Source organism: Cronobacter sp. JZ38 (assembly GCF_008932145.1).
Lineage (GTDB): Bacteria > Pseudomonadota > Gammaproteobacteria > Enterobacterales > Enterobacteriaceae > Cronobacter > Cronobacter muytjensii.
In genome coordinates, this window is the sequence record NZ_CP017662.1 from 3631078 (window position 1) to 3646873 (window position 15796).

At 54.7% G+C, this 15796-nt stretch carries 11 protein-coding genes, 4 tRNA genes and 3 rRNA genes; 5 read left to right on the top strand and 13 right to left on the bottom strand.

Features of this window, described 5'->3' with window-relative positions; genetic code table 11:
- The first annotated feature begins 10 nt into the window (after positions 1-10).
- The gene (locus BJP61_RS17200) at positions 11-781 is read left to right on the top strand and encodes an amidohydrolase (RefSeq protein ID WP_171998828.1); all 771 of its coding nucleotides are present in this window, start codon (positions 11-13) and stop codon (positions 779-781) included.
- Between the two features lie 92 nt (positions 782-873).
- On the opposite strand, the gene BJP61_RS17205 is transcribed toward BJP61_RS17200, so the two are convergent.
- Together BJP61_RS17205 and dnaQ are read right to left on the bottom strand one after the other, a co-directional pair.
- Positions 874-950: transfer RNA gene (locus tag BJP61_RS17205), tRNA-Asp, on the bottom strand.
- 132 nt (positions 951-1082) lie between these two features.
- On the bottom strand, positions 1083-1814 hold the full coding sequence (gene dnaQ / locus BJP61_RS17210; RefSeq protein ID WP_007720151.1) for a DNA polymerase III subunit epsilon: 732 nt from the start codon (positions 1812-1814) through the stop codon (positions 1083-1085).
- Between dnaQ and rnhA the strand changes: the two genes are divergently transcribed.
- On the top strand, positions 1768-2343 hold the full coding sequence (gene rnhA, locus BJP61_RS17215) for a ribonuclease HI (RefSeq protein ID WP_161579310.1): 576 nt from the start codon (positions 1768-1770) through the stop codon (positions 2341-2343). The two genes, dnaQ and rnhA, sit on opposite strands and share 47 nt — an antisense overlap.
- Here the strand turns inward: rnhA and BJP61_RS17220 are convergent.
- On the bottom strand, positions 2340-3056 hold the full coding sequence (locus BJP61_RS17220) for a class I SAM-dependent methyltransferase (RefSeq protein ID WP_171998830.1): 717 nt from the start codon (positions 3054-3056) through the stop codon (positions 2340-2342). The two genes, rnhA and BJP61_RS17220, sit on opposite strands and share 4 nt — an antisense overlap.
- Before the next feature lie 32 nt (positions 3057-3088).
- Between BJP61_RS17220 and gloB the strand changes: the two genes are divergently transcribed.
- A complete protein-coding gene (gloB, locus tag BJP61_RS17225) occupies positions 3089-3844 on the top strand; it encodes a hydroxyacylglutathione hydrolase (protein ID WP_171998832.1) in 756 nt (251 codons plus the stop codon).
- Between the two features lie 71 nt (positions 3845-3915).
- Positions 3916-5289 (top strand): murein transglycosylase D, encoded by a 1374-nt coding sequence (gene mltD, locus BJP61_RS17230; RefSeq protein ID WP_038864620.1) that lies wholly within the window; start codon positions 3916-3918, stop codon positions 5287-5289.
- A 61-nt stretch (positions 5290-5350) separates the two neighbouring features.
- On the opposite strand, the gene BJP61_RS17235 is transcribed toward mltD, so the two are convergent.
- The 3 genes from BJP61_RS17235 to BJP61_RS17245 form a co-directional block, all read right to left on the bottom strand.
- Entirely contained in the window at positions 5351-6121 is a 771-nt protein-coding gene (locus BJP61_RS17235; RefSeq protein WP_161580665.1) for a class I SAM-dependent methyltransferase, read from the bottom strand.
- A 70-nt stretch (positions 6122-6191) separates the two neighbouring features.
- Positions 6192-6995, bottom strand: coding sequence for an endonuclease/exonuclease/phosphatase family protein (locus BJP61_RS17240; protein ID WP_038864625.1), 804 nt, complete (start codon positions 6993-6995; stop codon positions 6192-6194).
- Between the two features lie 131 nt (positions 6996-7126).
- Positions 7127-8302: an MFS transporter gene (locus tag BJP61_RS17245; RefSeq protein WP_038864628.1), complete on the bottom strand. Its 1176-nt coding sequence runs from the start codon at positions 8300-8302 to the stop codon at positions 7127-7129.
- Positions 8303-8403: 101 nt separating this feature from the next.
- Here BJP61_RS17245 and yafC point away from each other — a divergent pair, with 101 nt between their 5' ends.
- A complete protein-coding gene (gene yafC, locus BJP61_RS17250) occupies positions 8404-9291 on the top strand; it encodes a DNA-binding transcriptional regulator YafC (RefSeq protein WP_161579311.1) in 888 nt (295 codons plus the stop codon).
- A 19-nt stretch (positions 9292-9310) separates the two neighbouring features.
- Here the strand turns inward: yafC and dkgB are convergent, their stop codons facing one another.
- The 7 genes from dkgB to BJP61_RS17285 form a co-directional block, all read right to left on the bottom strand.
- Entirely contained in the window at positions 9311-10114 is an 804-nt protein-coding gene (dkgB, locus tag BJP61_RS17255) for a 2,5-didehydrogluconate reductase DkgB (RefSeq protein WP_171998834.1), read from the bottom strand.
- Positions 10115-10267: 153 nt separating this feature from the next.
- Positions 10268-10344: transfer RNA gene (locus BJP61_RS17260), tRNA-Asp, on the bottom strand.
- 54 nt (positions 10345-10398) lie between these two features.
- Positions 10399-10514 (bottom strand): 5S ribosomal RNA (gene rrf, locus BJP61_RS17265).
- A 93-nt stretch (positions 10515-10607) separates the two neighbouring features.
- A 23S ribosomal RNA gene (locus tag BJP61_RS17270) occupies positions 10608-13511 on the bottom strand.
- Positions 13512-13679: 168 nt separating this feature from the next.
- Positions 13680-13755: transfer RNA gene (locus BJP61_RS17275), tRNA-Ala, on the bottom strand.
- A 33-nt stretch (positions 13756-13788) separates the two neighbouring features.
- Positions 13789-13865 (bottom strand) — tRNA-Ile (locus BJP61_RS17280).
- Between the two features lie 68 nt (positions 13866-13933).
- Positions 13934-15476: ribosomal RNA gene (locus BJP61_RS17285) — 16S ribosomal RNA — on the bottom strand.
- Together the 16S, 23S and 5S rRNA genes with 3 tRNA genes alongside form the textbook arrangement of a ribosomal RNA operon.
- Between the last annotated feature and the right edge of the window lie 320 nt (positions 15477-15796).

Below are 15796 nucleotides of genomic sequence, written 5' to 3' on the forward strand. Positions count from 1 at the left end.
GAGTCTGAACGTGTCTGGTTTGAAAATATCGCTGATGCAGCAACCGCTGACCTGGATGGACGGGCCCGCTAACCTGCGCCACTTCGACGTGCTGCTGGAACAAATGCAGGGGCGGGATCTGATTGTGCTGCCGGAGATGTTCACTACGGGCTTTGCGATGGAAGCCGCGCAGGCGTCGCTACCGGAGGAGACCGTCGTCGCCTGGATGCAGGAAAAGGCGCGCCAGACCAGTGCGATGGTGGCGGGCAGCGCCGCCTTACAGAGCGAACGCGGGCCGGTGAACCGGTTTTTACTGGTCGAGCCGCAGGGCGCGGTACACCGCTACGACAAGCGTCACCTGTTCCGCATGGCCGATGAGCATCAGCATTATGTGGCGGGCGAAGCGCGCCTTATTGTTGAATGGCGCGGCTGGCGTATTCTGCCGCTGGTCTGTTACGACCTGCGTTTCCCGGTGTGGTCGCGCAACCGCAACGATTATGACCTGGCGCTCTATGTGGCGAACTGGCCTGCCCCACGCGCCCTGCACTGGCAGGCGCTCCTGACGGCGCGCGCCATTGAGAACCAGGCGTATGTCGCTGGCTGCAACCGGGTAGGCAGCGACGGCAACGGCCATCACTACCGCGGTGACAGCCGCATCATCAACCCGCAGGGCGAGATTATCGCCGCGAGCGACGCGCATCAGGCGGTTCGTCTGGAAGCGGAGCTGTCTCTGGAGTCGCTGAACGACTATCGCGAAAAATTCCCGGCCTGGCAGGACGCCGACTCGTTTACGCTGGGGTGATATTCAGGGGCGGCTTAAAAGCGGCCCGTTGATTTTGCTGGCGCAGAAAAGACGAAAGCCCGAATCATTGCTGATTCGGGCTTTCTGAATAGTGGCGGAACGGACGGGACTCGAACCCGCGACCCCCTGCGTGACAGGCAGGTATTCTAACCGACTGAACTACCGCTCCGCGTTGTGTTCCCTTGGGAACGGGGCGAATATTACGGGCTGGCCCCGTAACCGTCAACGGTTTTTCTCACATTTTGAATCGTTTGCTTTAAAAATCGCCCGCCCGGCGATTTTGTCAGCATTTTCAGTATGCTCAGGCGCGCCAGAGGCAGCTACCGCCCTTTTTCTGCACCAGATCGAGACGCGATTCATGCGCTGCCAGTTCTTCATCGCACGCCCGAACGACCTTAAGGCGCGACGCCTGGCGGACCACACGCTGAATGCCGGTATCGCCCTGCTGTTGCTGCCCATCCCCTTCCATCGCGAACGCGATGGACGTCTGCCCGCCGGTCATGGCCAGATAGACTTCCGCCAGAATTTGGGAGTCGAGCAATGCGCCGTGCAGCGTACGCTTGGTATTGTCTATCTCATAACGCGAACATAATGCATCGAGGCTGTTGCGCTTGCCCGGGAACATCTTACGGGCCATCGCCAGGCTGTCGGTGATTTTGCAGAACGTTTCGGTCTTCGGAATGCCACGGTTGAGCATGCCGAATTCGTAATCCATAAAGCCGATATCGAACGACGCGTTATGGATGACCAGCTCAGCGCCGCGAATGTAGTCGAGAAAATCGTCCACCACATCGCCGAAAACCGGTTTATTCAGCAAAAACTCGTCGGAGATGCCGTGAACCATAAAGGCTTCCGGGTCCACCAGCCGGTCGGGCTTGAGGTAGACGTGAAAGTTATTGCCGGTCAGGCGACGGTTAATGACTTCAACCGCACCGATCTCAATAATGCGGTGCCCTTCATAATGGGCGCCTATCTGGTTCATACCGGTGGTTTCGGTATCCAGAACGATCTGTCGTGTAATAGCTGTGCTCATAGCGCTCGTTTATGTCAGACTTGGCTTTTTACTCACAGGAAGTCTACCAGAGATGCGTAAACAGGTAGAAATTTTCACCGATGGATCTTGTCTCGGCAACCCGGGGCCGGGGGGTTATGGCGCGATTCTGCGTTATAAGCAGCACGAGCGTACCTTTAGCGCCGGCTATCGCCTGACGACCAATAACCGAATGGAGCTGATGGCGGCGATTGTGTCGCTGGAGGCGCTGCGCGAGCACTGCACCGTCACGCTCAGCACCGACAGCCAGTATGTGCGCCAGGGCATCACGCAGTGGATACACAACTGGAAAAAGCGCGGCTGGAAAACCGCCGACAAGAAACCGGTTAAAAATGTCGATTTATGGCAGCGGCTGGATGCGGCGCTAAGCCAGCATGAGATTAAGTGGGAGTGGGTCAAGGGCCACGCCGGGCACCCGGAAAACGAACGCTGTGACGAACTGGCGCGCGCGGCCGCAATGGCGCCAACGCTTGAAGACACCGGCTATCAACCGGAAACGGCAGCGAGTTAAGGCTTGCGATACTGCCGTGTGGCGCCGACAGCCGGGCGCAGTTGCGTGCGGGCGCGCGGCTTCATTAATGGATTGATCGTCAGCGGGATGGTGCGCTTGCGCGCCACCATCACCTGCAAACAGCCCAGCGCAGGCAAATGTTTCGTCAGCATTTTGCCGCCCTGCCGACACCAGGGCAGCACCTGACAACGGTTATAATAGAGCAGCTCAAAGTTAAGCAGCGACAGCCAGTCCATCTGGCGCATCAGGGTAAACATCCGGCTATTCACCGGCGCGCGTTTGCGAACGAACGGCAGGAGTTTGGCCGCGCCCAGCAGGCTCACCGGGTTAAAACCGGTCATGATGAGCCAGCCATCATCAATCAGCACCCGATCCGCCTCATTGAGCAGCCGATGTGGATCGGTGCACCAGGGCAGCGTATGCGCCAGCAGGCAGGCATCGACGGATTTAGCGGCAAACGGCAGATGCAGCGGGTCGCCCTGCACCTGCAGCGCATCGCCTTGTTGCGCAATATTGACCTGATGGGAAATAGCGCAGGCGTCGGTGTTTATCTCCGCGCTGAGATTGCCTATCTTAAGCAAATGAAAGCCATACATTTTCCCAAGCCAGGGCTGGAGTTCCCGCTCAAGCGTCGCGCGATAATTGTCGCCCCAGGAAAATGCATCCCAGTGGGCCGGTGCGCTGAGTGTCGCGGGTGTCCTTGCCGGTTTCATCACTACCTTCCGTAATGCATAAGAGGTGATTTATGAATCTTAACAGTATTCCTGCTTTCGAGGATAACTACATCTGGGTGTTGAATAATGCAGAAGGGCAATGCCTGATTGTCGACCCGGGCGAGGCGGAACCGGTATTGAACGCTATTGAAGAAAACCAATGGCGGCCGATGGCGATTTTACTGACCCATCATCATCACGATCACACCGGTGGGGTAAAAGAATTAGTGGCGCGTTTTCCCGATCTCGTTGTGTACGGGCCAGAAGAGACCCGTAGCAAAGGCGCGCAGGTTATAGTCAACGATGGCGAGAAGTTCAACATTCTGGGCTGTGATTTCCTCGCGTTCGCCACGCCAGGTCACACTTTAGGACATTTCTCATATTTCAGTTTCCCTTATCTGTTTTGTGGCGACACCATGTTCTCTGGCGGTTGTGGACGCCTGTTTGAAGGCACGCCAGCGCAGATGTACCAATCCTTCCAAAAGATAAACGCCCTGCCCGACGAAACGCTTATTTGCTGCGCCCACGAGTACACATTAAGCAATCTTAAGTTTTTAGTGGCTATTTTGCCGAACGATCCGGTTTTAACCCAATATTATCGAGAAGTTAATGAGTTACGTGCGAAAAATCAAAAAACACTCCCCTCAATTCTTAAAAATGAGCGCCAAATAAATCTTTACCTCCGTCTTGAAGATGATGATTTTATTGGAAAAATTAATGCAGATCTGCGGTTGTCCTCTCCTGAAGAGAGATTTGCATGGTTAAGGTCAAAGAAAGATAACTTCTAAAAATTCTTGCTTGTATTCAGGAAACTTCGCCGTTATCATTGCTCGTCTTTTAAGCAACTATTGACACACACATGAAGGCAAAAGCGATCTTACTCGCCTCTGTCCTGCTTGTGGGGTGCCAGGCGTCGCAACACGACGGCAGCGTCCAACAGCATGCACAGAGCCTTTCTGCGGCTGGTCAAGGGGAAGCAGGAAAGTTCGCTGGTCGAGCGGCTTCTGCGCGGTGGATGGATGATGGAACTTTCCTCGCGCAAGATCAGGACCTGTGGACTTTCATTGGCGACGAGCTAAAGATGGGGATTCCGGAAAATGACCGGATCCGCGAACAAAAACTGAAGTACTTGAGTAATAAGAGCTATCTCCACGATGTAACTTTACGGGCAGAGCCGTATATGTACTGGATAGCCGGGCAGATTAAGAAACGTAATATGCCAATGGAACTGGTACTACTACCCATAGTGGAGAGCGCTTTTAACCCCCACGCGACATCTGGCGCGAATGCCGCAGGCATCTGGCAGATTGTCCCGAGCACGGGGCGGAATTATGGTTTAAAACAGACCCGAAATTACGACGCGCGTCGTGATGTGGTGGCGTCCACAACTGCCGCACTGAACATGATGCAACGTCTGAACCGTATGTTTGACGGCGACTGGTTACTGACCGTCGCGGCCTATAACAGCGGTGAAGGTCGTGTAATGAAGGCAATGAAAGCGAATAAAGCACGTGGCATGCCCACGGATTTTTGGTCGCTCTCACTGCCACAGGAAACCAAAATTTACGTGCCGAAAATGCTGGCGCTGAGTGACATACTCAAAAACAGCAAAAGGTATGGGGTGCGTTTACCGACAACGGATGAAAGCCGTGCGCTGGCTCGCGTGAAGGTAAATAATCCGGTGGAAATGGAACAGCTTGCGGAAATGGCCGGGATTTCAGTGAATAAGCTGAAAACCTTCAATGCGGGCGTTAAGGGCTCTACCCTCGGCGTGAGCGGGCCTCAGTACGTCATGGTGCCGCAGAAGCATGCGCAGCAGTTGCGTACGTCTCTGGCAGCGGGTGAAATTGCTGCGGTTCAGCCGACGCTGGTTGCCGATAATTCACTGTCTGCGCGCACTTATAAAGTGCGTTCCGGCGATACGCTTTCTGCAATTGCCGCCCGGATGAACGTCAGCACCAAAGATTTGCAGCGCTGGAACAATCTGCGCGGCGCGAAGCTGAAGCCAGGCCAGACGTTGTCCGTTGGCACAGTCAGTAGCTCAGGCGAGCTGGCGAGCAACAATGACAGCATCACCTACAAAGTGCGTAAGGGCGATTCGCTCTCAAGCATAGCTAAGCGTCACGGCGTAAACATTAAGGATGTGTTGCGCTGGAACAGCGATACGGACAATCTGCAACCGGGCGATCAAATCACCCTGTTTGTGAAGAACAGTTCGACGCCCGATTCCTGACCGCCAGCCGCAGTCTCATGAAAAGGCACCGATTCCCCCGGTGCCTTTTTCTTTATCCGCATTACGCCGCTTTACTCGCCTCAATCATGATCGTATCGCTGGTGAAAGAGCCGTCCTCCTGCAGCGCAAAATAACGCTGCACCCCGGCCGACGCGCTGCGCTGGTAAGCGCGGATCGCCTGCGTGAGTACTTCAGGCGTACGCATGCGCGCAATCCAGCTACTGAATTCCAGTTCCAGTCGATCGGTGTCGACGTTGCGTGTGATAAGCCCTGCCTGATTAAACATCGATAACCATTCACCGCTGGCATAGTTACGAACGTGCGAGGTATCACGCAGCGCTTCGACGGTCTGCAGCCAGATATCCAGAACCGGATGGCCGGGCGAAAGAATATCCATCATGATGACGGTACCGCCGGGTTTCAGGACGCGCGTTATCTCGCGCAGCGCAAGGCCCACATCATGCCAGTGGTGCGCTGAATAACGGCTTATCACAATATCAAAGCTTTCTGCCTCAAATGGCAAAGACTCCGCATGCCCCTGACATGTCGACAGGTGACTGAAACCGCGCTCGCGCGCCGCCTCCGCTACCACAGCAAGCATTGAGGAGGATAAATCATAAGCGACAACCTCTCGCACCTGCTCTGCTGCGGCAAAGCTGGCGTGCCCTGCCCCGCAACCGAGATCGAGCACTCGCGCCTGCGCAAATGCGGCCAGGCGCTCACGCAACTGTCGGAGATCACGCCCCGTGGCATGTACCTGACTGGTTAAATAGGCTTTCGCCTGCGAGCCGAACTGCTTTTCTACATTATCGTGATGAGAGTCTGTTGCCATTGTCATGTCCTTGCATTGAGTAAAAGAAAGGGCAGGCGCAGGGTCTGCCCAACGGCAGACCTGACACCCCTTACTTCTGCTCAGGTTTGCCGGGACTGAATTCGACGAGTAGCGGGTTGTGATCGGAGGCGCGGGTGACCAGCACGGAGGCTTCCTGGACAGCCAGGCCGCGATAAAACACAAAATCGAGTGGACGACCGAACGCGCGGCGACGCTGGTCATCGGTAAAACGGACTTCACGCAGCGACATTTCGCGCGCGAAGCGGTACAACGCGTTCATTCTCGGGCGGCTCCAGGCGTTGAAATCGCCTGCCATGATCACCGGGCCGCTGTGATGACCAATCTGATCGCCGATAGGCCCCAGCTGTTTGCTGTAGACATCTACCCCAAGACTGAAATTAACCGCATGAATGTTAACTACCATCAGCAGGCGGCCATCCGGCAGTGGATAGACCGTCACCAGCGCGGATTTAGAGAGGCGCAGGATTGGCTCGCGCTCGCGCAGCGGGCAGCAGTAAACGGGATGAGCAGCAGAGAGCGTCATTACCCCTGACGGATGCTGCGGCAACACAAAAGCCGGCACCTGATCTGCCGCCAGATAGTTGGTGGTGGCGAATCGCACCAGCTCCGGTGTTGTCTGGGCCTCCTGCAACAGCACCAGATGCGCCTCTTTACCAAAATTTTGCAGGACCGAGAGCCACTCAGCGCGCTGCTGCTTAAAGATGTTCCAGACCAGGACTCTGAGCGAGCCGTCTCCAGGCAAGGGTTCTCCGGCGGGTAATGCCTTTCCTATACTCGCAAACGATCCTGGCGCCAGAATGCGTTCTGCTGGCTGACCGGCGACATAGCGCATGGCATAAGTATGTTTTCGCACGTTTCGCTGCTAACCCCTGTAGATGTGTTCGCAAGATAAGCGACTTTTACCAGTTATAGGGATTTTAGCTCACAGATGCAATGACCGTGGGGAAAGCAGAAGGAGCGCTTCCTGCGAAGCGCTCCCGAAAATCAGGCAAGTTTAAAGCTTGCACGTTTATCGAGCCTGCCGCTCCAGATAATCAACGCCAGCGCCACCGCAACGATAAGCGCGCCTGTCCACGGTGTCTGGGACAGCCCGACTGTCTGCACCGTCTGGCCGCCAATGACCGAGCCCAGCGCGATACCAATGTTAAAGGCGGCGATATTCAGCCCGGAAGCGACATCCACCGCGCCTGGCGTATATTGCTCCGCCTTCTGCACCACATAGACCTGAAGCCCCGGTACGTTGCCAAACGCGAAGATCCCCATCACCAGAACCGTCACCAGCGCGGCATAGTGCATCGTCGCCGTAAACTGAAAGACCAGCAGCAATATTGCCAGCGCCGCGAAGATAAGCGTGAGCGCGGCTACAGCACCACGGCGGTCGGCCAGCTTACCACCCCAGATATTCCCGACCGCAACGGAAATGCCGTAGCCCAACAGGATCCAGCTGACGGCGGCGGGAGAGAAACCTGCCAGCTCCTGCATCATCGGCGCCAGGAACGTAAAGGCGGTGAACACGCCGCCATAGCCCAGCGCAGTGATCGCATAGATCAACAGCAGACGCGGGTGCGTTAACACGCTCAGTTGATCCCGCAGGCTGGCCACCGCGCGACGAGGGATCTCTTTCGGCACCAGGACCATACTGCCGATCAGCGCCACCACGCCCAGCGCAGAGACGGCAAGAAATGTCTCACGCCAACCGAAATGCTGACCGATAAACGTCCCCAGCGGCACGCCGGTAACCAGCGCGACTGTCAGCCCACCGAACATAATGGCAATGGCCGATGCGGCTTTTTCTTTCGTGACCAGACTGGTGGCGATCGTGGAGCCGACGGAGAAGAAGACGCCGTGAGCCAGCCCTGTCAGCAGACGCGCCGCAATTAACGTCTCATAGTCAGGCGCAAGCCAGGCCAGCAGATTCCCGGCGGTAAACAGTACCATCAGCCCGACAAGCAGTTGCTTGCGGGGCATAGCGCCAGTGAGTGCCGTCAGCACGGGCGCGCCGATGGCAACACCCAGCGCATAGACGGAAACCAGCAACCCGGCGGAAGGCAGCGTAACGGAGAGCTGCTGCGCGATGGTGGGCACCAGGCCCACGATAACAAATTCAGTTGTGCCTATCGCAAAGGCGCTAATGGTTAATGCAAGTAATGCCAGCGGCATAATTCACTCCATACTGTGTCGTTGATGACGTGCAGTATGGCGCTGTGGTTAAATAACAAAAATATGCAAAGTCTCAATACAATTTTGCCTTTGGAGCAATAATGAAAGCTTCTTCTGATGAACTGATTATTTTCGTCGCGGTCGTGGAGAGCGGAAGCTTTAGCCGGGCGGCGGAGCAGCTCAATCTTGCAAATTCCGCCGTCAGCCGGGCAGTAAAAAAGCTGGAGATGAAACTTGGCGTCAGCTTGCTCAACCGTACTACGCGCCAGCTGAGCCTGACGGAAGAAGGAGAGCGTTACTTCCGTCGTGTTCAGCTGGTGTTGCAGGAGATGGGGGCTGCGGAAACCGAACTGATGGAAAGCCGGCAAACGCCGCGCGGGCTGCTGCGGATCGATGCTGCCACGCCGGTGATCCTGCATCTGTTAATGCCGATGATTAAACCCTTTCGCGAGCGCTACCCGGAGGTCACGCTCTCGCTGGTTTCTTCTGAGACCTTTATTAATCTCATCGAGCGTAAAGTGGATGTGGCGATCCGCGCGGGTACGCTGACTGATTCAAGTCTCCGGGCACGCCCGCTATTTACCAGCTTCAGGAAAATCGTTGCCGCCCCTGACTATCTTGAGCATCACGGTACGCCAGCCACTATTTGCGATCTTAAAGCTCACGTTTGTTTAGGCTTCACGGAGCCAGTGACGCTTAACACCTGGCCAGTCGCCTGTGAAGACGGGCAGTTGCTGGAGATTAAGCCCGGGATGACATCTAATAGCGGCGAGACGCTCAAACAACTGTGCCTCAACGGCAATGGCATTGCCTGCCTGTCAGATTACATGATCGATAAAGAGATAGAACGAGGTGAACTGGTGGAATTACTGGTAGAGTACCGTCTGCCGGTGGAGATGCCTTTCAGTGCGGTATATTACAGCGATCGCGCTGTCAGTACGCGCATCAGGACGTTTATCGATTTCCTGAGCGAGCAGATAAAAAAATAGCCCCCGCGGGGCTATACCGTTAATCCCATGCCGGAGCCAGTCCGTCAGGGCTAACCAGACGCTCGTTGCGATCGAGCGCGGCGATAGCTGCCATATCGTCTGCATCCAGCTGCAGCGTCAAGGCCCCCAGATTACTCTGCAGGTTTTCACGCTTCGTCGAAGACGGTATTACAGCGTATCCCTGCGCCATCGCCCAGCTTAAAATGACCTGCGCAGGCGTGGCCTGATGCTTCTGCGCGATCTGGCCAATCACCTCATCCTTAAGCGCATTACCATATGCCAGCGTCATATAAGACGTAATGTGAATGCCGTGCGCCTGCGCCCATTCGGCAACCTTTCGGTTTTGCAGATATGGCGACAGCTCAATCTGGTTAGTAGTAATCTGATCGGCGCCAATGGCATCAATGGCTTCCTGCATCAGCGCAATCGTGAAATTAGAAATGCCGATTTCTCGCGTCAGCCCCTGTGCTTTAGCTTCAAGCAGCGCATTCAGCGATTCCGCTACGCTCACAGCGTTACCCGGTGAAGGCCAGTGAATCAGAGTCAGATCGACATAGTCGGTGCGCAGCTTCTCCAGGCTTTCTTTCAGGCTGGGGATGAGACGATCCTTGCTGAGGTTTTCTGTCCAGATTTTAGTGGTGATATAAAGCGATTCGCGTGCAATGCCGCTTTCCTCAATAGCCTGCCCGACTGCCGCTTCATTACCATAAATTTGTGCGGTATCAATGGCACGATAACCTGATGCCAGCGCGTCTTTTACCGATGCGATAACGACGTCATCTTTCAGGCGGAATGTGCCCAAACCGAATGCAGGAACTGTCATGTTTTACCTCTCTTTTAAAAGCTGGAGAGGATTATGAAAGGAATGTAGGCAGCGAAAAAGAGCAATAAAAGCAGGAGTTTTTTGCTAAAAAAGCAATTGAAATGATAAAGACGAAAAAAAACCCTGAGCATTTGCTCAGGGCTTCTTAATAAGTGGCGGAACGGACGGGACTCGAACCCGCGACCCCCTGCGTGACAGGCAGGTATTCTAACCGACTGAACTACCGCTCCACCGAATTTCGTCACACCACCGGATTATGGTTCCGGCTTACTGCTTAATTTGATGCCTGGCAGTTCCCTACTCTCGCATGGGGAGGCCCCACACTACCATCGGCGCTACGGCGTTTCACTTCTGAGTTCGGCATGGGGTCAGGTGGGACCACCGCGCTACAGCCGCCAGGCAAATTCTGTCCGTCCACCGCGTACCGCCATGAACGTTTATCCGTCACAAGCTGAATATCATCTCTCAACACGCCAGACTTCTTTGGCGTTGTAAGGTTAAGCCTCACGGTTCATTAGTACCGGTTAGCTCAACGCATCGCTGCGCTTACACACCCGGCCTATCAACGTCGTCGTCTTCAACGTTCCTTCAGGAGACTTAAAGTCTCAGGGAGAACTCATCTCGGGGCAAGTTTCGTGCTTAGATGCTTTCAGCACTTATCTCTTCCGCATTTAGCTACCGGGCAGTGCCATTGGCATGACAACCCGAACACCAGTGATGCGTCCACTCCGGTCCTCTCGTACTGGGAGCAGCCCCCCTCAATTCTCCAGCGCCCACGGCAGATAGGGACCGAACTGTCTCACGACGTTCTAAACCCAGCTCGCGTACCACTTTAAATGGCGAACAGCCATACCCTTGGGACCTACTTCAGCCCCAGGATGTGATGAGCCGACATCGAGGTGCCAAACACCGCCGTCGATATGAACTCTTGGGCGGTATCAGCCTGTTATCCCCGGAGTACCTTTTATCCGTTGAGCGATGGCCCTTCCATACAGAACCACCGGATCACTATGACCTGCTTTCGCACCTGCTCGAGCCGTCACTCTCGCAGTCAAGCCAGCTTATGCCATTGCACTAACCTCCTGATGTCCGACCAGGATTAGCTGACCTTCGTGCTCCTCCGTTACACTTTGGGAGGAGACCGCCCCAGTCAAACTACCCACCAGACACTGTCCCCACGCCAGATTATGGCGCCAGGTTAGAACATCAAACATTAAAGGGTGGTATTTCAAGGTTGGCTCCACGCAGACTGGCGTCCACGCTTCAAAGCCTCCCACCTATCCTACACATCAAGGCTCAATGTTCAGTGTCAAGCTGTAGTAAAGGTTCACGGGGTCTTTCCGTCTTGCCGCGGGTACACTGCATCTTCACAGCGAGTTCAATTTCACTGAGTCTCGGGTGGAGACAGCCTGGCCATCATTACGCCATTCGTGCAGGTCGGAACTTACCCGACAAGGAATTTCGCTACCTTAGGACCGTTATAGTTACGGCCGCCGTTTACCGGGGCTTCGATCAGGAGCTTCTCTTGCGATAACCCCATCAATTAACCTTCCGGCACCGGGCAGGCGTCACACCGTATACGTCCACTTTCGTGTTTGCACAGTGCTGTGTTTTTAATAAACAGTTGCAGCCAGCTGGTATCTTCGACTGACTTCAGCTCCACCCGCAGGGGCTTCACCTACATGTCAGCGTGCCTTCTCCCGAAGTTACGGCACCATTTTGCCTAGTTCCTTCACCCGAGTTCTCTCAAGCGCCTTGGTATTCTCTACCTGACCACCTGTGTCGGTTTGGGGTACGATTTCGTGTTACCTGATGCTTAGAGGCTTTTCCTGGAAGCAGGGCATTTATTGCTTCAGCACCGTAGTGCCTCGTCATCACGCCTCAGTGTTAAAGATAACCGGATTTGCCTGGTCATCACACCTACACGCTTAAACCGGGACAACCGTCGCCCGGCCAACATAGCCTTCTCCGTCCCCCCTTCGCAGTAACACCAAGTACAGGAATATTAACCTGTTTCCCATCGACTACGCCTTTCGGCCTCGCCTTAGGGGTCGACTCACCCTGCCCCGATTAACGTTGGACAGGAACCCTTGGTCTTCCGGCGAGCGGGCTTTTCACCCGCTTTATCGTTACTTATGTCAGCATTCGCACTTCTGATACCTCCAGCATGCCTCACAGCACACCTTCGCAGGCTTACAGAACGCTCCCCTACCCAACAACACACAGTGTCGCTGCCGCAGCTTCGGTGCATGGTTTAGCCCCGTTACATCTTCCGCGCAGGCCGACTCGACCAGTGAGCTATTACGCTTTCTTTAAATGATGGCTGCTTCTAAGCCAACATCCTGGCTGTCTGGGCCTTCCCACATCGTTTCCCACTTAACCATGACTTTGGGACCTTAGCTGGCGGTCTGGGTTGTTTCCCTCTTCACGACGGACGTTAGCACCCGCCGTGTGTCTCCCGTGATAACATTCTTCGGTATTCGCAGTTTGCATCGGGTTGGTAAGCCGGGATGGCCCCCTAGCCGAAACAGTGCTCTACCCCCGAAGATGAGTTCACGAGGCGCTACCTAAATAGCTTTCGGGGAGAACCAGCTATCTCCCGGTTTGATTGGCCTTTCACCCCCAGCCACAGGTCATCCGCTAATTTTTCAACATTAGTCGGTTCGGTCCTCCAGTTAGTGTTACCCAACCTTCAACCTGCCCATGGCTAGATCACCGGGTTTCGGGTCTATACCCTGCAACTTAACGCCCAATTAAGACTCGGTTTCCCTTCGGCTCCCCTATACGGTTAACCTTGCTACAGAATATAAGTCGCTGACCCATTATACAAAAGGTACGCAGTCACCCTCTTACGAAGGCTCCCACTGCTTGTACGTACACGGTTTCAGGTTCTGTTTCACTCCCCTCGCCGGGGTTCTTTTCGCCTTTCCCTCACGGTACTGGTTCACTATCGGTCAGTCAGGAGTATTTAGCCTTGGAGGATGGTCCCCCCATCTTCAGACAGGATATCACGTGTCCCGCCCTACTCATCGAGCTCACAGCCTGTGTGCCTTCGTGTACGGGGCTGTCACCCTGTATCGCCGGCCTTTCCAGACCGTTCCACTGACACACAAGCTGATTCAGGCTCTGGGCTGTTCCCCGTTCGCTCGCCGCTACTGGGGGAATCTCGGTTGATTTCTTTTCCTCGGGGTACTTAGATGTTTCAGTTCCCCCGGTTCGCCTCACAGCACTATGTATTCATGCTGAGATAGTGCAACGAATTGCACTGGGTTTCCCCATTCGGACATCGCCGGTTATAACGGTTCATATCACCTTACCGGCGCTTTTCGCAGATTAGCACGTCCTTCATCGCCTCTGACTGCCAGGGCATCCACCGTGTACGCTTGTTCGCTTAACCTCACAACCCGAAGAAGTCTTCGTGCTGCGAGTTTGAGAGACTCTGACACACCGCGCATTCCTTATTACGGAAGAATGCAGCAGCGTGTCTGTTTCAATTTTCAGCTTGTTCCGGATTGTTAAAGAGCAAATACTTCGCAGTATACTCAGTGAGTACACTCTGAAGTGATGGTGGAGCTATGCGGGATCGAACCGCAGACCTCCTGCGTGCAAAGCAGGCGCTCTCCCAGCTGAGCTATAGCCCCATCGTAGTTAAACCTCTTCAACTCCTGAGGAGTTGGTAGGCCTGAGTGGACTTGAACCACCGACCTCACCCTTATCAGGGGTGCGCTCTAACCACCTGAGCTACAAGCCTGTAGAGGTTTTGCTTCTTTACTTTCTATCAGACAATCTGTGTGAGCACGCGAGGTTGTATCTTGCAGGTAAGGAGGTGATCCAACCGCAGGTTCCCCTACGGTTACCTTGTTACGACTTCACCCCAGTCATGAATCACAAAGTGGTAAGCGCCCTCCCGAAGGTTAAGCTACCTACTTCTTTTGCAACCCACTCCCATGGTGTGACGGGCGGTGTGTACAAGGCCCGGGAACGTATTCACCGTGGCATTCTGATCCACGATTACTAGCGATTCCGACTTCATGGAGTCGAGTTGCAGACTCCAATCCGGACTACGACGCACTTTATGAGGTCCGCTTGCTCTCGCGAGGTCGCTTCTCTTTGTATGCGCCATTGTAGCACGTGTGTAGCCCTGGTCGTAAGGGCCATGATGACTTGACGTCATCCCCACCTTCCTCCGGTTTATCACCGGCAGTCTCCTTTGAGTTCCCACCATCACGTGCTGGCAACAAAGGATAAGGGTTGCGCTCGTTGCGGGACTTAACCCAACATTTCACAACACGAGCTGACGACAGCCATGCAGCACCTGTCTCAGAGCTCCCGAAGGCACTCCCGCATCTCTGCAGGATTCTCTGGATGTCAAGACCAGGTAAGGTTCTTCGCGTTGCATCGAATTAAACCACATGCTCCACCGCTTGTGCGGGCCCCCGTCAATTCATTTGAGTTTTAACCTTGCGGCCGTACTCCCCAGGCGGTCGACTTAACGCGTTAGCTCCGGAAGCCACGCCTCAAGGGCACAACCTCCAAGTCGACATCGTTTACGGCGTGGACTACCAGGGTATCTAATCCTGTTTGCTCCCCACGCTTTCGCACCTGAGCGTCAGTCTTCGTCCAGGGGGCCGCCTTCGCCACCGGTATTCCTCCAGATCTCTACGCATTTCACCGCTACACCTGGAATTCTACCCCCCTCTACGAGACTCAAGCCTGCCAGTTTCGGATGCAGTTCCCAGGTTGAGCCCGGGGATTTCACATCCGACTTGACAGACCGCCTGCGTGCGCTTTACGCCCAGTAATTCCGATTAACGCTTGCACCCTCCGTATTACCGCGGCTGCTGGCACGGAGTTAGCCGGTGCTTCTTCTGCGAGTAACGTCAATGGCCAAGGTTATTAACCTTAACCCCTTCCTCCTCGCTGAAAGTACTTTACAACCCGAAGGCCTTCTTCATACACGCGGCATGGCTGCATCAGGCTTGCGCCCATTGTGCAATATTCCCCACTGCTGCCTCCCGTAGGAGTCTGGACCGTGTCTCAGTTCCAGTGTGGCTGGTCATCCTCTCAGACCAGCTAGGGATCGTCGCCTAGGTGAGCCGTTACCCCACCTACTAGCTAATCCCATCTGGGCACATCTGATGGCATGAGGCCCGAAGGTCCCCCACTTTGGTCTTGCGACGTTATGCGGTATTAGCTACCGTTTCCAGTAGTTATCCCCCTCCATCAGGCAGTTTCCCAGACATTACTCACCCGTCCGCCACTCGTCAGCAAAGCAGCAAGCTGCTTTCTGTTACCGTTCGACTTGCATGTGTTAGGCCTGCCGCCAGCGTTCAATCTGAGCCATGATCAAACTCTTCAATTAAAGTTTGATGCTCAAAGAATTAAACTGTTAGTTCGTAATGAATTAACTGTTGTTCACTTGAGACTTGATATTCGTTTATCGTCCGAAGACGTTAAGATATCAGTGCCCCGAGTGCCCACACAGATTGTCTGATAAATTGTTAAAGAGCGGTGCGACGCGGCCTTCAGCCTGCTGTCGCGAGGTGGCGTATATTACGCTTTCCTCTTTCAGAGTCAACCCTTAATTTCAGGATTTTTCTCTTTCCGACTCACCGTCGCTGTGTGATGTTCTTCATCAGCGCCGTGTCGATGGAGGCGCATTATAGGGAGCCGAGACGTAAT